This window comes from Pseudonocardia ammonioxydans, from assembly GCF_900115005.1.
In the GTDB taxonomy this organism is placed as follows: domain Bacteria; phylum Actinomycetota; class Actinomycetes; order Mycobacteriales; family Pseudonocardiaceae; genus Pseudonocardia; species Pseudonocardia ammonioxydans.
Genome location: NZ_FOUY01000048.1, coordinates 1 through 20,724 on the forward strand (window position 1 = coordinate 1; position 20,724 = coordinate 20,724).

Sequence of the window (20,724 nt, forward strand, 5' to 3'; positions counted from 1 at the left end):
CGACCGCGCACACCGCGGCCGTGAGCACCACGACCAGCCCATGTCGAACCCCCCGACGCCGGCGCGGGTCAACCACCCCGGCCAGGGCATCGGCCAGTCTCGGAGCCAGCGCGACCGGATCGGGTAGCTCCACCCCGCCCACCTGATCGGCGACGGCAGCGATCGACAATGATGCAGGCGCGGGCACGGCTCTCTTCCGATGATCAAGGCTGGCGTGAGAACCGCCATGATCACCACCAGGGTCGTGCCCGCACCCCTACCTCGACCGCGTGTCGTCGCAGCTCAGCACCCACTCACCGCGACTTTGCCGACCCCCTGGGGTCGCACGAGAGCCACTTGTTGCGAGCTGAGCTGCACACCCGTTGACCTCGAAGCCGCCGGAACGGTGCGCGCATCGTTGTGTCGGTCATTCATCAGATCCCAAGCAGCAAGTCCCCTCACTTGAGCATGAAACCCGCGTCCACCGGGACGGTCGTCCCAGTGATCCACTTTCCGGCGTCGGAGCAGAGGAACGCGATCACCTCGGACACGTCGGCCTCGGCCAGTGCGTCCACCGGCATCGGGTTGAACCGCATGGCGTTGCCCAGCTCCTCGTGCTCGGTCAGCCACTGCGGGAAGAAGTCGTTGTTCGACATCGGCGACGCGACGCCGGTGGGGTGGATGGTGTTCACCCGGATCGACTCCGGCGCGAGCTCCTTGGCCAGCGTGCGCATCAGTCCGACGATGCCGTGCTTGGCCGCCGTGTAGTGCGTACACCCGGCCACCCCGCGCAGGCCCGCGATCGACGACGTGATCACGATCGAGCCGCCGTCGCCGCCCGCCCTGATGTGCGGAACCACCGCCCGGCAGGTTTTGAAGACGCCGGTCAGGTTGATGTCGATCATGTCGTCCCAGGCCTCGTCGGTGAGCTCCCAGGTGTTCTCCGACAGACTCAGGATCCCGGCATTGGCCAGCAGGATGTCGATCCGGCCGAACTCGCTCATCGCCGTGTCGGCCAGTCGGGCCATGTCCGCGGTGCGTCGCACGTCGCCCTCGAGGGCGACGCACCGGCGGCCCAGCTTCTCCACCTGTGCGACGGTCTCGTCCAGGTCGCCGGGGCGCCCCGTGTCGAACGGGACCGAGCCCACCTGCTCGGTGATGTCACAGGTCACGATGTCGACGCCCTCACGGGCGAGGCGGAGCGCGTGCGCGCGTCCCTGCCCGCGGCCGCCGCCGGTGATCACCGCGACCTTGCCGTCCAGCTGGCCCATCTCAGTTCTCCTTTCGGTACGCCGCCGCGCGGCGATTGTGTTCGGTGATCGCGTCGGTGAGAGGCCGGTAGGGCTCGTCCCACGGGTCCTTGAGGCCCCAGCCGCGACCGCCGGTGTTCTCCACGTAACCGCACCAGTGCCAGCCGGCGAACCAGGGCTCGTCGAGCAGCGCCTCCATCGCGGCGCCGTAGTCTGCGCCGCGGGCGGCGTGGTCGGGCAGGCCCTCGCGGTGCGGGTTGAGCTCGGTCGGGGTCCAGTTCCCGACGTCGGCGACGATCACCGGTTTGTCCCCGCACTGAGCGCGCCAGCGGGCCAGGTCGTCGTGCATCCTCCGACGGGACTCGTCGGTGGGTTCGGTGAAGTACTGCACCGACAGCGTGTCGACGTGCGGGGCCATCGCGCGCAGCACCGGTTCCGGGATCCCCTTGTTGCCGTTGAACCGGTCGCCGAGGATCAGATGGTGCGGGTCGTAGCGACGGATCGCCGTCGCGATCGTCTCGTAGTAGCGGCTGGCGACGTCGTAGAGCTTGCGCTCCCGCGCGGCCGTGTCCAGGCCGACGAGCTCGGCGAAGTCCCGCCCGGACGCGTGCGGCAACCAGGCCGGGATGTCGACCAGGAAGTAGCCGAGCAGGTCCGGCGAGTCGGCGTGTTCGGCGGCGATCGCGCGGCCCAGGTGATCGCACCAGTCGGCGAAGTCGTCGTCGAGCGGGCGGAACGCCGGGTGGCCGTTCCAGTCCTCGATCTCGGCCACCCGCACCTGGGCGACGTAGGGCATCCCGGCGCCGCGCAGCTCCGCGGCCGACCACTGCTCGGAGTGCTTGAGGTCGATCGGGTCGCCGAACCAGTCCAGCGCCTCGCCCCAGCCGCCCGCGACGTACTCGCTCGTCCAACCCAGCGTGTTGAAGCCCCACCCGCGCAGGTCCGCGACGACGCCGTCCCGGATCCAGCTCTGCCGCGACCCGTAGCGCTCGCGCCACACGTCGACGCTGCGCGGGAACTTCAGTGCCGTCTCGTCGGTGTGGTTGAGGCCCAGGGACAGGAACGGGTTCCCGTCCGGGTCGACGAGCCGACCGTCGCGGATCGCGTAGGTCACGCCATCTCCCCGGCGAAGAAGCGCAGGTAGTGCCCGGCCAGCTCCTCCGGCGACTCCTCGGCGAGCTGGTGGCCCCACGGCAGGATCACCGCGCGCACGTCGTCGGCGACCTCGCGCATCTGCCGCTCGTTGTCGGCACCGATGAAGTGCTCGCTGCCCACGGCCAGCACCGGCATCGGGAGCCGGGTCTTCGCGGACTCCCTGTTCTGGTCGCCGTCGGTGAGCGTGGCCCGGTAGATCTCGCACATGCACTTGACGCCGCCGGGCGAGGAGTAGCAACGCACGTACTCGTCGAGCGCATCGGGTGTGATCGCCGACGGGTCGTGCGTCTCGTGCTTCATGAAGTAGGAGAAGTACTCCCGCTCGTGACCGTTGATCAGCATCTCGGGGAACTCGGGGACCGAGTAGAAGTTGATGTGCCAGAGCCAGACGTAGCTGCGCACGTTGTCCGGGGTCAGGAACGAGTAGTCCTCCAGCCCGAATCCGGGCAGGATCATCTCCTGGTAGACCAGTTGCTGCACGCGGTCGGGGTGGCGGGCGGCGAGCTGGTAGGCGGCCGCGGCGCCCCAGTCCTCCCCGACCACCCGGAAGCGCTCGTGGCCGAGCTCGGTCATCAGCGCGGCGAAGTCCTCGGCGACGTTCGCCATGTCGTAGCCGCCGTCGGCGTGCTCGGAGTCCCCGAGCCCGCGCATGTCCGGCACCACGACCCGGTAGTGCGGGGTGAGCAGCGGGATCACGTGCCGCCAGTGATAAGAGGTCTTGGGCACCCCGTGCAGCAGCAGGACGGGCTCGCCCTCGCCTGCGGCCAGGTAGTGCAACCGGACGCCGTTGACGCCTGCCCGGCCGTGCCGGACCCGGTCACCATGATGGTCGACGATCTGCATGCGGTTCCGCTCCTCACTCACTTGATCATGAATCCGGCGTCGACCCGGTGCTCGACGCCGGTGACGTAGCGGGCGTCGTCGGAGACCAGGAAGGCGACCATCTTCGAGACGTCCTCGGGCTGGACCACCTCGGCTGGCATCCGGTTGCCGCGCATCGGCTCGGCCAGGTCCTCGTGCTCGCCCAGCCAGCGCACGAACCAGTCGTTGTTGCTCATGTCGGTGTTCACCCCGGTCGGGTGCACGACGTTGACCCGGATGTTGTCCGGCGCCAGCTCCCAGGCCAGGGTCTTCATCAGCGCGATGCAGCCGTACTTGGCCGCGTTGTAGTGGGTGCACCCGGCCACCGCGCGCAGACCGCCGGTGGAGCCGGTGATCGTGATCGCGCCGCCGTTCCCGGCCGCGATCATGTGCGGCACGACGGCCCGGGTGGTCTTCCAGACCGACGTCAGGTTCACGTCGAGCATGTCGGCCCACTGGTCATCGGTCAGCGACCAGGTGTTCTCCGCGGCGCTCATGAACCCGGCGTTGCAGACCAGCGCGTCGATCCGGCCGAACTCGGTCATCGCCGCCTGCGCCATCGCCTCCACGGCGGCGGTGTCACGCAGGTCGGCGCGCACCGCCAACGCCCGCCGGCCGTGCGCCTGCACCAGGCGGACGGTCTCGGCCAGGTCGTCCGCGGAACCCATCGGGTACTGCGCGGTGCCGATCTCGCCCGGCACGTCGACGGCGACGACATCGGCTCCCTCGGCGGCGAGTGTGACCGCGTGCGCGCGGCCCTGCCCACGGGCGGCACCGGTCACCAGGGCGACCTTGCCGGTCATCCGATCCATCGGTGGTATCTCCTCGATCTCGGTCGTGCACGGATACCTCGGCCGCGCGGCGCTATCCGCACACGCGCCGGAGGCATTCGCGGACGTAGGCGTCGGAGCCGCGCAGCTCGCGGGTGATCCGCTCGAGCGGCCAGCCCGCTGTGCCGTGGCACTTCAGGCTGGCGACGCCGGTGTACCCGGCCCGTGCCAGCGCGGCGAAGGGCACGGCGTGGTCGAGCACGCCGTCGGGGCGGGGCAGCTGGCGTTCGCCGGGGCCGAAATTGAGCCCGTCCACCCCGCGCCGGTAGGCGTGGTCGATGTCCCAGACGTAGTAGTAGAAGAGCTTGCCCCGCTCGCTGAGGTAGCCGATCGCCTCGGTGATGGACTCGTTCATCACCCACAGGTGCGGCGGAGCCAGGCAGATGCCCAGGTTCGGGTGGTGCAGGTCGGCGAGGAGTCGCTTGATCTGGGCGAGGCTGTCCACTCCCTCGTCCCAGCGCTGATCCTCGCCCACGCCGGACTCGAAATCGGCGCTGAAGGGCACGGTGAGGTGGTTCTCCACCGCGATCCGCACCCCGAGCCGCTGTGCCTCGTCGAGCAGCGGCGGCAGGAACTGCGACACGAACACCGGGTAGTGCGCCTCGCAGTCGAACACCACGGTGTCGATCTCCAGGTCGTGCGCCAGCCGTAGCCGGTCGCGGATCTCGTCCTGGTTCTTGCCGTAGCAGGTCAGCCCGCACGCGGTGAGCCCGTGCCGGCGCAGCGCCGCGCTGATCGCGGACAGATCGTCGCCCGGATCGATGTGCGCGGCCAGCGGTGGGGCCGAGGACCACAGGTTGACCTCGGTGAAGCCCAGGCCGGACAGCTCGCCGAGCGCGGTGTCCAACGGGACGTCGTGATAGGGCAGGACTTCGGCGGTGTAGCGGAACACGGGGCCTCCTTCCTCGGTGGGGCCGTCACGGCTGGTCGGCGAAGAACTCGCGGAGTATCCGGGCCAGCTCGGCGGGACGTTCCAGGGCGAGGCTGTGCCCGCACTCGGCGATCTCGACGTAGCGCACGTCGGTGGCCGTGCGCTCCATCTGCCGGCGGGACTCCTCGCCGATGAAGTGGCTGCTGCCGATCGTGAGCACCGGCATCGGCAGCGGTGTGCGGGCCCACCCGGTGTCGAGCTCGATGTTGGTGAACGTCGCGCGGTAGACCTCGAAGATGGCGCGAAGGCCACCCGGCGCGGCCGAGCAGCGGGCCCACTCGCGCACGCAGTCCTCGGTGATCGCGGCCGGGTTGTAGGTCTCGTTCTTCATCCAGGTGGACCAGAACTGCTCCTCCCGCCCGGAGATCAGCATCTCGGGGAAGTCCCGGACGTGGAAGAAGCCGACGTGCCAGAGGAAGTGATCGGAGAACACGTTGTCGGCGGTCAGCGCCGACCAGTCCTCGAGGCCGAACCCGGGCAGAAGCATCTCGGCGAACGAGAGCTTCGTGACCCGCTCCGGGTAGGTGGCGGCCACGGCGTAGGCGAACGCGGCGCCCCAGTCCTCACCGGCGATCGCGAACCTCTCGTGACCGAGCTCGGTCATCAGCGCGCCGATGTCGCGGGCGATCGTGCCCATGTCGTAGCCCGTGTCGGGGCGGGCGGAGTCGCCGAAACCGCGCACGTCCGGGGCGACGACGGTGAACCGCTCGGACAGCAGCGGGATGACCCGGTGCCAGTAGTACCAGCTCTTCGGGACGCCGTGCAGCAGCACCAGCGGGGCGCCCGAGCCTGCCGTGACGTAGTGCAGGCGCACACCGTTGACGGTCGCGCGGCCGTGCGTGACCGGGTGGCCTGCGTGGTCGGTGACCTCGCGCATCACTCGTTCCTCTCGTCGTGGGCCGGCGCCGTGCCTGGTCGACGCCGGAAGAACCGGGCCGGCGCCGGGGTCACCACACCGACGACGGTCACCACCGCACCCCGCAGCAGCTCCGTGGTGGACGCCGCGCCCGTCACGACCGGTCCCGGGAATCGTCTACCGAGCGGAGGAACGCGATCGCGTCGCGGGCCAGTGCCTGCGGCGAGTCGGCGACCGGGCGCCACAGCGACACCGCGCGGGCGATCTCGGCCACGGTGGGCAGGAACGACTCGACGACGACCTGGCCGTGGTAGCCGATGTCGTCGAGCGCGCCGAAGAACTCCGCCCACGGCACGTGCCCGCTGCCCGGCGTTCCGCGGTCGTTCTCGGCGACCTGGACGTGGAACACCCGGTCACCGGCCAGTCGCACGGCGTCGGCCAGGTGCTTCTCCTCGATGTTCATGTGGAACGTGTCCAGCAGCAGGCCGACGTTGTCCCGGCCGGTCGCGGCGCACAGTTCCAGGCCTCGCTCGACGGTGTTCACCAGGTCGGTCTCGAACCGGTTCAGCGGCTCGATCGCCAGCGTGACCCCGCACTCCCCCGCATGGTCGGCGGCCTCCCGAATGCTTTCGGCGGCCCACCGGAACTGTTGCGCGCGCTCGTCCGGCCCGAGCATCCGGGCCTTGCCGGTCGTGGCGTACATCGGCCCCGCGACGTGCGGCGACCCGACCGCGGCGGCGAGGTCGATGCAGCCGCGCAGGTAGTCCACCCCCTGCCGGCGCCGCCCTGGATCGTCGTGCGAGAGATCGCGTTCGGGGCCGAACGCGCCGCACACACCCACGGCCAGACCGGTCGCCCGGGCGGCCTCGGTCAGCGCCGGCGCCGAGAGCCGCCCCGGGTCCTCCACACACACCTCGACCAGGTCGTAGCCGAGTGCCGCGACCTGCTCGAACGCCGGGCGCGCGGCGTCGTCGGAGAACGGGGAGGCCAGCAGGAACGTGCTCAGGCCCAACGGGCGGGTCACCGGACCGTCCTCAGGTCGGAGACGATCTTCTTGGTATGGGTGATCGCGGCCTCGGTGTAGGCGTCGCCGAACTCCGGGGCGCCGGCGCCGGAGAGCACTCCCCACACGTCCCCGGCCGCGGGCAGCAGCTCGTAGGAGATCCAGCCGTCGTAACCGACGTCGGTGATCGCGGCGAGGATCGGACGGAAGTCGATGTGCCCGTACCCGGGCGCGGCGCGGTTGGAGTCGGCCAGGTGCACGTGGGTCAGGCGTGCCCCGGCACGGCGGATCGCGGCCGCGATGTCGGGTTCCTCGATGGCCATGTGGAACGTGTCGGCCATGACGCCGACGCTCGGGCGGGCCACCTCGTCGACGAACGCGACAGCCTGGTCCATCCGGTTGATCAGATAGGTCTCGTAGCGGTTCCACGGCTCGACCGCGATGCGTACCCCGCACTCACCTGCGTGGTCGCCGACCTCACGTGCGGCCTCGACCGCCCATTGCCACTCCCGGACCCGCTCGGCACCGGGGACGATCTTCATGCAGGCCGTCGGGGTGAACGTGACGACCTCGGCGCCGAGCGCGGCGGCGTGGTCGACGTTGCCGCGTACGTAGTCGACGGCACGGCGACGCACGGCGGGGTCGGTGCTCACGATGTCGCGTTCCGGCGTGAAGATGCTGATGATCGAGGACGCGACCAGGCCGTGCCGGTGCAGCGCGGCGCGGATCTGCCCGACGTCCTGCTCGGCGGGCTCCCCGACGAGCTCGACGCCGTCGTAGCCGTACCGGGCCAGCCGGGCGATCCCCTCGGCCAGCGGCTCCCGGCCGTACGCCAGGGTGTTGTACGTGTAGCGGAACATGTCTCCTCGTTCAGCCGGTGGTCTCGAAGTCGTGCAGATAGCGATCGACGTTGTCCTGGGTGAACGTGATCGGGTGGCCCATCACGACCTCGCCGCCGGGCCCGATGGTCTTGCGCCCGAGACGCCCGGCGGCGAACGTCTCGCCGGCCCGGCCGGTGATCTCGCCCGCGGTGTAGGCGGCGGCCGCGTAGTAGGTCAGGTAGCCCAGGTCGCGCGGGCTCCACAGCACGTAGGCCGGGACCTGGCCGGTCTTGAGCAGCTCGGCCTGGTTACCCGGGTTGCCCAACCCGGTGACCACCACGCGGTCGGCCACCCCCAGGTCGGTGGCGGCCTTGACGCTGGCCTCCATCGCGATCGGGGTCGGCGCCATGATCCCCCGCAGGTTCGGGTGGGCCCGCAGTAGTGCGACGGCGGCGTCGTAGCTCTTCTTCGCGTCGTCGTCCCCGTAGGACGTCCTGACCAGACGCATCCCGCTGTACTCCGCCTCGTCGAGCTGGGCGATCATCACGTCGATCCAGCCGTTGGTCACCTCGGCCGTGCTCTGCGAGGACACGATGCCGAACTCGCCGGTGTTGCCCATCGCCCGGGCGAGGATCTCGAACTGGGCGCGGCCCAGCTCGTCGGCCGTGGCCATGTTGACGAACAAGCCCCGCGAGCCGTCGGAGACGTCGGCGTCGTAGCTGATGACCCGCGACCCGTCGGCGCGGGCAGCGTCCAATGCCGGCGCGACCGCAGAGGAGTCCACCGCGGAGATGCCGATCACACAGGAACCGCGCTGACGTCCACTCTGGATGCGCTGGATCTGTCCGGTGACGTCGCCGGCCGCGGGGCCGACGAACGACAGGTCACCGCCGAGCTCACGCTGGGCGTCGACCATCCCGGTACGCACCGCGGCGAAGTACGGGTTGTCGGTGTTCTTCGGGATCATCGTCAGGTTGCAGTCCCGGACCGGTCGCGGCGGCGGCGGTCCGGACGGCTCCGCGGCGGCGCAGGCGGTCAGCGCCAGCAGCGCCGCCGTCGCGATGGCGGCTCCCACACCCGGGCGCCTCACCGGACGCTCCCGGCCGAGCGGCGGCGTTCACGCGACATGTGCAGGCGCCGGGAGAGGGCGGGCACGACGACTGCGCCGACCATCAACAGACCGGTCACCATGTACTGCACGGCGGTCTCGGCGTCGCCCAGGGTCATCCAGCTCGTCAAAACCGTGACCAGCAGCAGCGCCAGCAGCACCCCGACGAACGAGCCCTTTCCGCCGTACATGCTGATCCCGCCGATCAACACGATGCCCACCACGATCAGCTCCAGCCCGGTGCCGTTGCTGGCCCGGACGGTACTGATGTATCCGGCGTAGGCGATGCCGGCTATCGCGGCCACGACGCCGGAGAACACGAACAACCCGCGCTTGATCGCGCCCACCCGCAGCCCGGAGAAGCGGGCCACCTGGGCATTGCTGCCGATCGCGAACACGGCCCGGCCCAACGCTCCGCGGTGCAGCAGCACCGCTGCCGCGACGGCCACCACCACGAAGGCGACGAAGCCGTAGGGCACCAGGGTGCCGGGCAGATTCTCCTGGGCGAACGTGGTCAGCCCGGGCGGCAGGTCGCTGATCCCCCGGTTCTCCAACAGCACGTAGGACAGCCCGCGGTAGAGGCCCAGCGTCCCGATCGTGACGATCAGCGACGGCAGCCCGACATCCACCACCAGCAGGCCGTTGACCAGCCCGGCCACCGCCCCGGTCAGCACGCCCAATCCGATCGCCGGCCAGGTGCCCAGCCCGCCGGATACGGCCAGGCCGAACACCGTCGCGGACAGCGCGAACGTCGACGCCACCGAGAGGTCGATCTCCCCGGCGACCATCAGCCAGGCCATCGGGACGACCATCAGGCTCAGCCCGAGCGCGCCGGTCGCCGAGATGGAGAAGTTCTGTCCGGTCGCGAAGTACGGGCTGGTGGCCGAGGCGAGGGCTACCGCCAGAACCACCAGCGCGAGCAGCGTGATCTCCCAGGTGCCGAACCAGCTCGGGAGCCGCCGTCGCACGGCGGCGGGGACGGGTGTGGGCGATTGCCGACCGGTCGTCTGCGCGGTCATGTGGACACTCCTCGGGATTCCAGGCGGCGCCGCAGGACCAGGTCGAAGGTGATCGCCAGAATGATCACCAGTCCCTGGATGGCCTGCAGCCAGAACGGGGAGACGTCGGCGAGGGCCAGGCCGGTGCTGATCACGGACAGGATCGCCGCGCCCAGCACGACCCCGCCGACGGTGCCGACCCCGCCGGTGATGCGGACCCCGCCGACGACGACGGCGGCCAGAACGACGAGTTCGAAGCCGGTCGCGACCGAGGAGTCGACCGTTCCGTAGCGGGCACCCCAGAGCACCCCGGCGAGCCCGCAGAGCAGCCCGGTGACGGTATAGGCCCCGAACACCAGTCGCTTCGAGGCGATGCCGGTCCGTTCGGCCGAGGCCGGGTCGCTGCCCACGGCAAGCATCGCGCGCCCGGTGAAGGTGTGCCGGATGACCAGGTGCGCCAGCCCGGCCACCGCCAGTGCGTAGAGGAACATCAGCGGGATCCCCAGCACCGTCCCGGTGGCGATCGCCGAGTAGGAGTCCGGCAGGTTCTGCGCGGTGATCTGCGAGCTGCCCGCCAACGCGGAGTTGATCCCGCGGAAGATGTAGAGCGTGCCCAGTGTGACCATGATCGAGGGCACCTTGAGCGTCGCGACCAGAGCGCCGTTCACCGCACCCAGGGCGGCTCCGAGTAGGCAGGCGACCAGCACCGTCAGCACCAACGGCAGCCCGGGGACGGCCGCGGTGAGGCTGGCCGCGAGATAGGCGGTGAGCCCGACCGTGGACCCGACCGAGACGTCGATGTTGCGGGTGAACAGCACCAGGGCCTGGCCGACCGCGACGATCAGCACGATGGACAGATCGGTGCCGATCTGGGCGAACGTGTCCCCGGTGGCGAACCGGGGCGTGAGCGTCGCGAACAACGCCACGAGTACGACCAGGACGACGCCGAGGCCTGCCTCCCGGTGGATCCGGCGCCGGGATTCCGGCAGCGCCGGGGCGGGCGCGGTGCGGGTATCAGACGTGGACATCGGACACCTGCCCGGTCATCGCCGCCAGCACCTGTTCCGCGTCGAACGGGCGTCGGTCGAACTCCGGCCCTTGCGCGCCGCGGTAGAACGTGATCACGCGATCGGACACGGCGAGCAGCTCCTCGAGCTCGTTGCTGATCAGGATGATGGTCAGGCCGCGTTCGGCCATCCCGGAGATGAGCTGGTGCACCTCGGCCTTCGCACCGACGTCGATACCCTTGGTCGGGTCGTCCAGGATCAGCACCGACGGGTCGGTGGCCAGCCACTTCGCGATGACGACCTTCTGCTGGTTGCCCCCGGACAGGGCACCGAGCAACTGGTCCGGCCCGCTGGTGCGGATCCGGAGCCGGTCGATGTAGTCGCCTGCCAGCGCCCGGTCGGCCTGCGGGGAGAGCAGACCGAGCCGGGGGCGGCGCTCCAGCAGCGCCAGCGGCAGGTTGAAGCCGATCGAGTGCTCCAGGACCACACCCTCGGAATGCCGGTCCTCGGGCACGTAGGCGACCCCGTGGCGCATCGCCTGCTGCGGCGATCCGATGCTCACCGCAGCGCCGTCCAACACGATCTCGCCGGAGTCGGCCGGCTCCAGCCCGAACAACCCGCGGGCGATCTCCGTGCGGCCCGCGCCGACCAGGCCGGCCAGACCGAGGATCTCGCCGCGGCGCACGGTGAACGACACGTCGGTGTAGGCGCCGCGCCGGCTCAGACCGCGCACCTCGAGGCGTGCCGGCCCGAGCTCGACCTCGGCCTTGGGGAACGCGGTCTCCACCGAGCGGCCGACCATGTGCCCCACCGCCGACTCCGGGGTGAACTCGTGCGCCGGACCGGTCACCACGGTGGCCCCGTCCCGGGAGACGCTCACCCGGTCGGCGAGCGCGAACACCTCGTTGAGCCGGTGGCCGACGAACAGGATCGAGACCCCATCGGCCTTGAGCCGAGCGATGATCTCCATCAGTCGATCCACCTCGCGGGTGGACAGTGCCGCGGTGGGCTCGTCGAGCACCAGCAGCCGGGTGCCCGTGTCGAGCGCCTTGGCGATCTCGAGCAGTTGTTGGTCGGCTGCGGACAGGTGCTTGACCTCGGCCGAGATGTCGAGGTGGACGTCCAGGCGGGCCAGTGCCTCACGGGCGTGCCGGCGGGCCGTGCCCCAGTCCAGCAGCCGGGTGCGCCGGCGTGGCGCCGGACCGGCCAGCATGATGTTCTCGGTGACCGTCAGGTCGGGAAACGTCACCGGATGCTGATGCACCACCGAGATCCCCAGCGCCCGCGAGGTACGCGGGTTCGGGATCGTCACCTCGGCGCCGTCCACGATGATCGCGCCGGCGTCCGGCCGGTGGATGCCCGCCAGCATGTTGACCAGCGTGCTCTTGCCGGCGCCGTTCTCCCCGAGCAGCGCGTGCACCTCACCGGGAAACAGCGCCAGGTCGACGTGGCGGACCGCGACCACGCCGCCGAAGCGCTTCGCGACTCCGGACAGCTCGATCACCGGGGTGCTCACGACGCCTCCGGGAAGGAGCGCCCGCGAGCCGCGGCGGCCAGCCGCTCTGCGGTCATCACGGTGGGCAGCATCGTGTTGGCCGCCGGCTCCACCGGGATCACCGACGCGTCGGCGACCCGCAGCCCGGTCAGTCCGTGCACCCTGCCGTCCTGGTCCACCACACCACCGCGCTCGGCCGGCGCCATGGCACAGGTTCCGGTGAAGTGGTAGCCCGACGCGGTCATGGTCTCGATCGCAGCGTCCAGGGCGGTGTCGTCGGCGACGGTGGCGGCGTCGAGCCCGATCGGCTCGTGCAGCATCCCGGCCAGCGGTTCGCCCGTGATGACGGCCCAGCCGAGCCGCACGATCTCGCGGATCGCGTCCCGATCGACCTGTTCGGTCAGATAGCCCGGTGCGACGCGGGGCAGCACGGTCGCGTCGGTGGAGGTGATCCGGACGGAGCCGACCGAGCGCGGCTTGTTCAGCACGCAGCCCATCCCGGCGAGTTGGCCGAGGCCCGTCCCGCCGGTGCCGGCCAGCCCCCGTGCGCCGGCCTCGGTGGTCGACACGTCGAGGTAGGTGAACATCGTGAGCTGCGCATCCATTGCACCCGGCTGTGCCTCGGTCGACGTGCGCAGCACCGTCTGCAGGCTGAAGTCCTCCGGTGACCATGTGCCCTCGCGCGGCGCGGCCAGCAGGGGCACCGAGAAGTGGTCGCCCAGGTTCTCCCCGACCGGCAGATCGGACAGGACCGGGATGTCCAGCCCGGACAGCAGCGTCGCCGGCCCCACGCCCGAGCGCTGCAACAGTGCCGGGGTCTGGATCGCGCCGGCGGTGAGCACCACCTCGCCGGCGCCGATCACCGTGCCGTCGGTCAGCTCGACGCCGGTCGCGGTGGTGCCGTCGAAGATGACGCGCCGGACGTGCAGGTCACCGCGCACGGTCAGGTCGGGCCGCCCGCGTGCCGGCGCCAGGTGGGTCGTCGCGGTGGACATCCGGGTGGTGCCGACCCGGTTCATCGGGGCAGGCCCGACGCCCTCGGCGTCGGGGGCGTTGAGGTCCGGCTGGTCCTTGGCCCCGAGTGCCCGGCAGGTCTGCACGAACGCGGCCTGGAGCGGGGCGTAGTCGTGTTCGTCGGCGCGCGCGATCGGGAACGCGCCGCCGCGGCCGTGGATGTCCGGGCCGGGTGCCGGGTCGTTCTCCAGCGCGCGGTAGGCGGCCAGCACGTGCGCCCAGTCCCAGTGTGGGTTGCCTCGCTCGGCCCACTCCCGGAAGTCGGCCGTCGCGCCGCGCAGCGCGATCATGCCGTTGATCGCGGACCCGCCGCCGATCAGCCGGCCCTGCGGTACCGAGATCGATGCGCCGCCGGCCCCCTCGGCAGCCAGCCCCCAGTCGTGGCGGGGGTCGACGTCCGCCGCGTGCCCGCGCATCGGCACCACCCGGCCCTCGAGCACGGCGGCCGGTACCGTGGTGGGGTAGTCGGGTCCGGCCTCGATCAGCAGCACCCTGCGGCCGGGGTCCTCGCTGAGCCGGGCCGCCACGATGCACCCGGCCGTCCCGCCGCCGACCACGACGACATCGAAGTTCTCGCTCATCTCCCAAGCTCCTTTGCTGCGGGCAGTGCATGGGTGCGGGGCCGAACCCGGTAGCAGGTCGACCGTCGGCCCGTTGTTGTCGCCAAGGTGCGGGGCGCCCGGCGCAGACCCCCCGGCTGCCAGCCGGTCTCCGCCGACCCGCTCAGGCCACGATCAGCGGCCGCAGGGTGCGGTGAGCGACCTGCAGGCCGGTGCGGACCCGGTCCTCGGTGCCGCCCCAGACCGGGTCCTCGTGCTCGACCGAGAGCACGCCGTCGAAGCCGCCCTCATAGAGGGTGTCGACGACCCGGCGCCAGTCCACGTCGCCGAGGCCGGGCACCCGGTAACGCCACCAGCCGACGTCGAACGGGTCCTCGCGCTCGACGGCCTTGCCTGGCCAGCCGTAGCGGTGGCGCCGCTCCGGGAAGAGCTGGATGTCCTTGGCCTGCGCGTGCGGGATGCGGTCGACGTAGGGCCGTAGCGCCTCGACCGGGTCGATGCCCATCCATATCAGGTGGCTCGGGTCGTAGTTGAGGTAGAGCCCGAGCGAGAACATCCACTCCCACAACTCCGGGGAGTAGGCGAGGTTGCCCGGGTAGCCGTCCGGGTGCCAGCCCTCCATCACGCAGTTCTCGACGATCAGCTTGATCCCGTGTTCGCCGGCCCGCTCCACCAGGGGCGGGAAGATCTCCTCGGCGTCGCGCAGGTTCTCCGCGACCGTTCTTCCCGGGTGTCGCCCGACGAACGTGCCGACGGTCGGACAGCCGAGCAGCGCGGCGGCATCGATGCAGCCGGCGACGTGGTCGTTGACGGCCTTCCGCTCGTCCGGGTCGGGGTGCAGATTGTTGTCGTAGAACGCCAGTGAGCTCAGCGTCAGGCCGTGGCGGTCGAACAGCGCACGTGTGCTGTCGGCCTCCCGCTCGCCGAACGAGCTGACATCGAGGTGGCTGGCGGTGAAGGGGCGGTCGCCGACGGCCGGCCAGGCCGCCACCTCCAATGCCTCGTAGCCCTGTCCGGCAGCCCAAGCCGCGATCTGCTCCAACGGCTGGTCGGGAAGGCAGGCAGTGAGCATTCCGAGCTTCACGAGGGCACCTCCACCCAGGTCGAGGACTCCGACGAGCGGATCACCGCGTCGGTCAGTGCCGCGGCGCGCAGGCCGTCGGCGAACGTGGGCAACCCGTCCGGTGCGCCGCCGTGGACCGCGGAGTAGGTGTCGGCCACGAACGCGTTGAAGCAGTCCTGGTAGCCCTGCGGGTGCCCGGGCGGGAGCATCGAGTAGCGCGCCGCGGCCTCGGAGGACGACGGCGAGCCACGGTGCAGCGTCCGGTCGCCGTCGATGCCACCGATCCGCACCGCCTCCGGGGCCTCCTGGTCGAAGCGGTACGCCGCCCGCTCGCCGTCGAGGGAGATCCGCAGGGCGTTGCGCCGGCCGAGCGCGGTCTGGCTGACCACGACCGATCCGGTGGCACCGGTGTCGGTCTCGAACTGCACGGTGCTGGCGGTACCCCCGCCCGCGGTCGCGGCCTGCAGGCGGGTGATCCGGTGCCCGCTGCTGAACTCGACCAGGTCGCACCAGTGCACTCCGACGTCGGCGAACGCACGGTGTGCGCCGCCCTCGGCGGCGTCGCCACGCCAGCCGGCCGGTGCTCCGGCGGCCTGCCAGTCCTGCAGGTAGGCGCCGTGCAGCAAGTGCAGAGGCCCGGACTCGCCCGCGTGGACCCGGGCCCGGATCTCCCGGGCCGCGGGATAGAAGCGGTAGACGAACGGCACCGTCGCGACCAGCCCGTGGGCCGCGGAGGCCAGTTCCCGCGCGCCGTCCAGCGTCGTCGCGAGGGGTTTCTCGCAGATCACGGACTTGCCCGCGGCCAGCGCCCGGCGGGCCAGAGCGACGTGCGTCGAGTTCGGAGTGCACACGTGCACCACGTCGACGTCGTCGGCATCGATCAGAGCCTCGCCGCTCACGGCCCCGGTGCGGGCACCGAGCCGGACGGCGGCCTCGTGCGACCGGTCGGGGCTCGATGCCGCGACGCGGGTCACCTCGCCGCCGGCCGCCCGGACGGCGTGCGCGTGCACGCCGCCGATGAAGCCGGCGCCGATGATCCCGGCGCGGAGCCTGTCCACCATCGGTTGCTCCTGTCCTCAACTCGTCGTCACGTCTCAACTCGTCGTCACGGTCAGCCCGGCCCGGTCCAGCGCGCCGTCGAGCCAGGCGCGACTGATCCGGGCTGCCTCGGCCGGGTCGCCGTCGTAGGAGTCCAGCTCGACGATCAGCCAGTCGTCGTAGCCGGACTCGGCGACGGCGGCGAGCACGCCGTCCAGGTCGAGCTCGCCGCGGCCCAGCGGGAGGAACGTGGCACCGTCGGCTCCGAGGTCCTTGAGGTGCACGTGCCGGATCCGGTCCGGGTATCGGCGGATCATCGCGGCCGGGTCCCCGCCGCCGGCGGCCAGGTGCGCGGTGTCCGGGCAGAAGCCGATCGAGGACCGGGAGAACACGGCCTCGACCTGCTCCGGCGACTGGCCGATCGTGCCCAGATGGGGGTGGTAGCAGGCGGACAGGCCGTGCTCCGCCGCGATCCCGGCCACCGTGTCGAGGGCCTGGGCGAGCCGGTCGTGGTCGCCGTCTGCGATCCCGTGTGCACGCGGAGCGCCGCCACCGACCACCAGCTGGCCGGCACCGAACCGGGCGGCGTCCTCTGCGGCCCGGCGCACCCGGTGCAGCTCGTCGGGCAGGGTGTCCGGGTAGATGAAGTTCGCTCCGGTGTAGACCCCGACCAGCGACAGCCCGGTCTCGTCGAGCAGCCGGGGAAGCGAGCCGGGGTGACCGTCGGCGAGCTCGGCGAACTCGCGCACGTTCCCGTCGAACATCTCGACACCTCGGTAGCCGGCGGCGGAGATCTCGCGCAGCGCCAGCCGCATGTCGCCGGGCACCCGGTAGACGAGATCCTTGACGCTGGTCACCCCGGCGGCGGCGCCGGTGACTCCGCCCCAGGTGATCGAGTGATAGCCCAGACGCACGGCCCACCTCCTCCGGTGCGGCCGCAGCGCCGCACTTCCGATCGATGCAATGACACTAAAGTTTGATCTGCACAGAAGTCAATGAACTAATCTCGGAAGTCCGGGGCCGAGGCGGAACGAGGAGGGCCACGAGTGGGACTGTCCGTGCAGGGTGTCGCGCCGGACCAGCTGGACACGCTGGTCACCGTGCTCGACCTGGTTCGTTCCGGCGGTGCGCGCACGCGCCCGGAACTGGTCCGTCGCACCGGGCTCGGGCGCACGGTCATATCGCAGCGGCTCGGTCAGCTGGAGGCAGCCGGCCTGGTGACCGAGGGCGACCTCGGCATGTCCACCGGCGGCCGGGCGCCGCGCGAGCTGCGTTTCCAGGTCGATGCGGGGGTGCTGCTGGTGGCCTCGCTCGGGGCGACCGGGTTCGACGCCGGCGTGGCCGACCTGAGCGGGCGCCTGATCGTCCACCGGGGCCACGACTGGGACATCGGTACCGGACCGGAGGCCAGTCTGAGCCGGGTCGAGGGCCTGTTCGACGAGCTTCTGGCCGAACGGGACGCTCCCCCGGTCTGGGGCATCGGTCTCGGGGTGCCCGGGCCGGTCGAGTTCGCCTCGGGCCGTCCGGTGGCGCCACCGATCATGCCGGGCTGGGACGGCTACCCGGTCCGCGATCGGCTGGCCGCCCGTTACGACGCGCCCGCGTTCGTGGACAACGAGGTCAACCTCATGACGCTGGGCGAGTTCCGGGCGGGCCGTGGAGCCGGCTCCCCGGACCTGGTGTTGGTCAAGATCGGTACCGGGATCGGGGCCGGGCTGATCTCCGGTGGACGACTGCACCGCGGTGCGCAGGGTTCGGCGGGCGACATCGGACACGTCGGACTGACCGGATCGGTGCCCGACGCCGAGCAGGTGGTGTGCCGCTGTGGCAACGTCGGCTGCCTGGAGGCGATGGTCGGAGGGACGGCCCTGGCACGGGACGCGACGGCTGCCGCACGCGCGGGTCGGGGCGAGCAGTTGATCGCGCGGCTGGCCCAGGCGGGCGAGATCACCCCGGACGACGTCGTGCGCGCCGCGGAGTTCGGCGACCCGGTCGCGGTGGAACTGCTGTCCCGGGCGGGTCGGCTGGTCGGCGACACGGTGGCCGCGGTAGTCAACTTCTTCAACCCGTCGACGATCCTTCTGGGCGGGCGAGTCGGAGCCTCCGGTGACCTGCTGCTGGCCAGCGTCCGGCAGTCGGTCTATCGGCGGTCGCTGCCGCTGGCCACGCGTGACCTGCAGATCGTGCGGACGTCGCTGGGTGAGCGGGCGGGCCCGACCGGTGCGGGCTTCATGATCGTCGACGAGCTGTTCGGCCGGGACCTGCTCGCCCAGTGGATCCCGCACGGCAGCCCCGCCGGGATGCCGGGCCTGCGCCCGCAGGGCGCCGAGGTCTGACCCGACACCTGAAGCCGGCCTTGCGGCAGGGGCGGGGTGGCCAGAGGAGCCAGCCCTCCGGTCACCGGCGCAGGTCCACAGTTCACGAACCCACAGCGGCATCTCGTGATCGGCCTGCGGCGTTCCCGAGCCGTGCCCTTGCTCGTCCGATGGCTCGTCATGGTCGTTGTGGCGCCCGGCGGCGGATCATCAGGTCTCGGGAACCTGGTACGAGGTCGGTCGCGCCGGCTGTTCGGCGGGCTCGAGCACCGGACGCTCGCGGCGAGTCGTCAGCGCGAGCCCGGCCGCCACAAACAGGAACAGGGCCAGGATCACGATCCCGGCCCGGGAGCTGCCGGTCGCCTGCGTGATGAGACCGATAACTGAGGGCCCGACGAAGCCGCTGAGGTTGCTCAGCGAGTTGACCAGTGCGATGCCGCTCGCCGCGGCCGCGCCGGTGAGCACGGCGGACGGCAGGTTCCAGAACACCGGTACCGCCGCCATCAAGCCGATCATGGCCAGCGCGGTGGCCGCCAGAGCGAGGAAGGGCTGCTCGAAGTAGGTACTGAGGGCGAACCCGTGCGCGGCCACCGCGCACGGCACCGCCAGGTGCCAGCGTCGCTCGCCGGTCCGGTCCGAATGCCGGGCCACGGGCACGATGGCGGTCAACGCGACCAGCCACGGTGCTGCGGACAGCAGGCTGACCTGGAAGTCGCTCGCGCCTGGGAACTCGCCGGCGACGATCTGTGGGAGCCAGAAGCCGATCCCCCACTGGCCGAGGATGATCGCGAAGTAGCGCAGGGAGAAGAATCAGACCCAGCCGTTCGAGAAGGCCGCGCGCACGGTGTGGGAGCCCTCGACCTGCTTGCGGTCGTGTTCCGAGCGCAGGCGGCCGGCGAGTCCCTCCTTCTCCGCCTGGCTGAGCCAGGCGGCGGCTGCGGGCGTGTCGGACAGGTAGTTCCACACGATGAACCCCTATCCGGGCGCGGCCGGTGATGGTTGTGCTCGTGGATCCATGCTGGCCGAGCCGCCGGGCGAGGGGCGGGTCAAGTCCGTTGGCGTGGTGTGTGACGACTACCGCGTGATCTTCTGTTCTGTCAGGCGCTGAGCGCCGGAATGGTGTCGGTTGAGTTCACCTCCACGCTGCTGGATGTGGTGTCGGGGGCGGCGGTGACGCGGGCGCGGGCCAGGACGTCGAGGCCGAGGTAGCGCCGTCCCTCGGTCCATTCGTCGTGCTGTTCGGCCAGAACGGCGCCGACCAGGCGGATCAGGGAGTCGCGGTCCGGGAAGATCCCGACGACGTCGGTGCGGCGGCGGATCTCGCGGTTGAGTCGCTCGCTCGGGTTGTTCGACCAGATCTGGCGCCAGACCTCCTTCGGGAACGAGGTGAAGGCCAGGACGTCGACGCGGGCGGTGTCGAGGTGCTCGGACACCTTCGGCAGTTTGTCGGCCACGCCGTCGAGGACGCGGTCGAACTGGGCGTGAACGCTCGCGGCGTCGGGCTGGTCGTAGACCGAGTGCAGCAGCGCCCGCACCCACGGCCAGCTGGCTTTGGGGGTCGCGGCCATCAGGTTCGCCGCGTAGTGCGTCCTGCACCTCTGCCAGGCAGCGCCGGGCAACGTGGCGCCGATCGCCGACACGAGCCCGGTGTGAGCGTCGCTGGTCACGAGCTTGACCCCGGACAGGCCGCGGGCGACCAGACCGCGCAGGAACGCCAACCAGCCCGCTCCGTCCTCGCTGGAGGCCACATCCAGGCCGAGGATCTCGCGGTGCCCGTCGGCGTTCACCCCGGTCGCGAGCAGCGCGTGCACGTTGACCACCCGCCCGCCCTCGCGCACCTTCAAGACCAGGGCGTCGGCGGCGACGAAGGTGTACGGGCCCTGGTCGAGCGGGCGGGTCCGGAACTGCTCGACCTGGTCGTCGAGATCTCGGGCCATCTCTGAGACTTGCGATTTGGACAGTCTGGTGATGCCCAACGACTCGACGAGCTTCTCCATCCGTCGGGTGGAGACCCCGAGCAGGTAGCAGGTCGCGACCACCGTCGTGAGTGCTCGCTCCGCCCGGCGGCGGCGCTCCAGCAGCCAGTCGGGGAAGTAGGAGCCGCCCCGCAGCTTGGGGATCGCGACGTCGATGGTGCCGGCGCGGGTGTCGAAGTCGCGGTGTCGGTAGCCATTGCGGGTGTTCGTCCGCTGGTCGGAGCGTTCGCCCCAGGCTGCGCCACACACCGAATCCGCGTCCGCGGACATCAGAGTGTTGATGAACGTCGTGAGCATCTGGCGCAGCAGGTCAGACTCGCCTGGGACAGCTGCTCGTGCAGGAACTCGGAGGGGTCAATACTGGAGGGTGCGGCCATCGCGTGGAACTCCTGAAGCACTGTGGAAGGTCTCCAGAAGATCACGCGGTGGCCGCCCTACACGTCTACGCCACGGCCCTGACCAGG

General features: G+C 71.0%; 20 protein-coding genes and 1 pseudogene. 1 reads left to right on the plus strand and 20 read right to left on the minus strand.

Annotated features, from left to right (window positions below; translation table 11 throughout):
- Nucleotides 1–437 precede the first annotated feature (437 nt).
- From BM093_RS29125 to BM093_RS29200, 17 genes are all read right to left on the minus strand, one after another.
- The gene (locus BM093_RS29125) at nucleotides 438–1,250 is read right to left on the minus strand and encodes a mycofactocin-coupled SDR family oxidoreductase (RefSeq protein WP_093353822.1); all 813 of its coding nucleotides are present in this window, start codon (nucleotides 1,248–1,250) and stop codon (nucleotides 438–440) included.
- A 1-nt stretch (nucleotide 1,251) separates the two neighbouring features.
- Nucleotides 1,252–2,343, minus strand: coding sequence for an agarase (locus BM093_RS29130; RefSeq protein ID WP_093353827.1), 1,092 nt, complete (start codon nucleotides 2,341–2,343; stop codon nucleotides 1,252–1,254).
- The gene (locus tag BM093_RS29135; protein ID WP_093353961.1) at nucleotides 2,340–3,227 is read right to left on the minus strand and encodes an alpha/beta fold hydrolase; all 888 of its coding nucleotides are present in this window, start codon (nucleotides 3,225–3,227) and stop codon (nucleotides 2,340–2,342) included. The genes BM093_RS29130 and BM093_RS29135 overlap by 4 nt, the downstream gene beginning before the upstream one ends.
- Before the next feature lie 17 nt (nucleotides 3,228–3,244).
- The gene (locus BM093_RS29140; RefSeq protein WP_093353832.1) at nucleotides 3,245–4,057 is read right to left on the minus strand and encodes a mycofactocin-coupled SDR family oxidoreductase; all 813 of its coding nucleotides are present in this window, start codon (nucleotides 4,055–4,057) and stop codon (nucleotides 3,245–3,247) included.
- Between the two features lie 52 nt (nucleotides 4,058–4,109).
- Entirely contained in the window at nucleotides 4,110–4,967 is an 858-nt protein-coding gene (locus BM093_RS29145) for a sugar phosphate isomerase/epimerase family protein (RefSeq protein ID WP_093353836.1), read from the minus strand.
- A 25-nt stretch (nucleotides 4,968–4,992) separates the two neighbouring features.
- Nucleotides 4,993–5,883 (minus strand): alpha/beta fold hydrolase, encoded by an 891-nt coding sequence (locus BM093_RS29150; RefSeq protein ID WP_093353839.1) that lies wholly within the window; start codon nucleotides 5,881–5,883, stop codon nucleotides 4,993–4,995.
- Entirely contained in the window at nucleotides 5,883–6,020 is a 138-nt protein-coding gene (locus BM093_RS36275; protein WP_177238771.1) for a hypothetical protein, read from the minus strand. The genes BM093_RS29150 and BM093_RS36275 overlap by 1 nt, the downstream gene beginning before the upstream one ends.
- A complete protein-coding gene (locus BM093_RS29155; RefSeq protein WP_093353844.1) occupies nucleotides 6,017–6,886 on the minus strand; it encodes a sugar phosphate isomerase/epimerase family protein in 870 nt (289 codons plus the stop codon). The genes BM093_RS36275 and BM093_RS29155 overlap by 4 nt, the downstream gene beginning before the upstream one ends.
- Nucleotides 6,883–7,725, minus strand: coding sequence for a sugar phosphate isomerase/epimerase family protein (locus tag BM093_RS29160; protein ID WP_093353849.1), 843 nt, complete (start codon nucleotides 7,723–7,725; stop codon nucleotides 6,883–6,885). Before BM093_RS29160 ends, BM093_RS29155 begins: the two co-directional genes overlap by 4 nt.
- Nucleotides 7,726–7,735: 10 nt before the next feature.
- Nucleotides 7,736–8,761 carry a rhamnose ABC transporter substrate-binding protein gene (locus tag BM093_RS29165; RefSeq protein WP_093353853.1) on the minus strand — a complete coding sequence of 342 codons (1,026 nt, stop codon included), beginning with the start codon at nucleotides 8,759–8,761 and terminating at the stop codon, nucleotides 7,736–7,738.
- A gap of 11 nt (nucleotides 8,762–8,772) precedes the next feature.
- On the minus strand, nucleotides 8,773–9,813 hold the full coding sequence (locus tag BM093_RS29170; protein WP_093353858.1) for an ABC transporter permease: 1,041 nt from the start codon (nucleotides 9,811–9,813) through the stop codon (nucleotides 8,773–8,775).
- Entirely contained in the window at nucleotides 9,810–10,820 is a 1,011-nt protein-coding gene (locus BM093_RS29175) for an ABC transporter permease (RefSeq protein ID WP_093353863.1), read from the minus strand. Before BM093_RS29175 ends, BM093_RS29170 begins: the two co-directional genes overlap by 4 nt.
- Nucleotides 10,807–12,315 (minus strand): sugar ABC transporter ATP-binding protein, encoded by a 1,509-nt coding sequence (locus BM093_RS29180; protein ID WP_093353868.1) that lies wholly within the window; start codon nucleotides 12,313–12,315, stop codon nucleotides 10,807–10,809. The genes BM093_RS29175 and BM093_RS29180 overlap by 14 nt, the downstream gene beginning before the upstream one ends.
- The gene (locus BM093_RS29185) at nucleotides 12,312–13,889 is read right to left on the minus strand and encodes a GMC family oxidoreductase (RefSeq protein ID WP_245773867.1); all 1,578 of its coding nucleotides are present in this window, start codon (nucleotides 13,887–13,889) and stop codon (nucleotides 12,312–12,314) included. The genes BM093_RS29180 and BM093_RS29185 overlap by 4 nt, the downstream gene beginning before the upstream one ends.
- A 142-nt stretch (nucleotides 13,890–14,031) precedes the next feature.
- Nucleotides 14,032–14,952 carry a sugar phosphate isomerase/epimerase family protein gene (locus BM093_RS29190; protein ID WP_093353873.1) on the minus strand — a complete coding sequence of 307 codons (921 nt, stop codon included), beginning with the start codon at nucleotides 14,950–14,952 and terminating at the stop codon, nucleotides 14,032–14,034.
- A complete protein-coding gene (locus tag BM093_RS29195) occupies nucleotides 14,949–15,992 on the minus strand; it encodes a Gfo/Idh/MocA family protein (RefSeq protein ID WP_093353876.1) in 1,044 nt (347 codons plus the stop codon). Before BM093_RS29195 ends, BM093_RS29190 begins: the two co-directional genes overlap by 4 nt.
- Before the next feature lie 33 nt (nucleotides 15,993–16,025).
- On the minus strand, nucleotides 16,026–16,883 hold the full coding sequence (locus tag BM093_RS29200) for a sugar phosphate isomerase/epimerase family protein (protein WP_093353879.1): 858 nt from the start codon (nucleotides 16,881–16,883) through the stop codon (nucleotides 16,026–16,028).
- Between the two features lie 132 nt (nucleotides 16,884–17,015).
- On the opposite strand from BM093_RS29200, the gene BM093_RS29205 reads away from it, so the two are divergent.
- The gene (locus BM093_RS29205) at nucleotides 17,016–18,305 is read left to right on the plus strand and encodes an ROK family transcriptional regulator (RefSeq protein ID WP_093353882.1); all 1,290 of its coding nucleotides are present in this window, start codon (nucleotides 17,016–17,018) and stop codon (nucleotides 18,303–18,305) included.
- 189 nt (nucleotides 18,306–18,494) lie between these two features.
- Here the strand turns inward: BM093_RS29205 and BM093_RS29210 are convergent, their stop codons facing one another.
- From BM093_RS29210 to BM093_RS29215, 3 genes and pseudogenes are all read right to left on the minus strand, one after another.
- Entirely contained in the window at nucleotides 18,495–19,085 is a 591-nt protein-coding gene (locus tag BM093_RS29210) for an MFS transporter (protein WP_093353886.1), read from the minus strand.
- Nucleotides 19,086–19,094: 9 nt separating this feature from the next.
- Complete coding sequence (locus tag BM093_RS36280; protein ID WP_177238772.1) at nucleotides 19,095–19,250, minus strand: hypothetical protein; 156 nt, start codon at nucleotides 19,248–19,250, stop codon at nucleotides 19,095–19,097.
- A 131-nt stretch (nucleotides 19,251–19,381) separates the two neighbouring features.
- A pseudogene (locus BM093_RS29215) lies at nucleotides 19,382–20,637 on the minus strand (IS256 family transposase).
- Nucleotides 20,638–20,724: the final 87 nt, after the last annotated feature.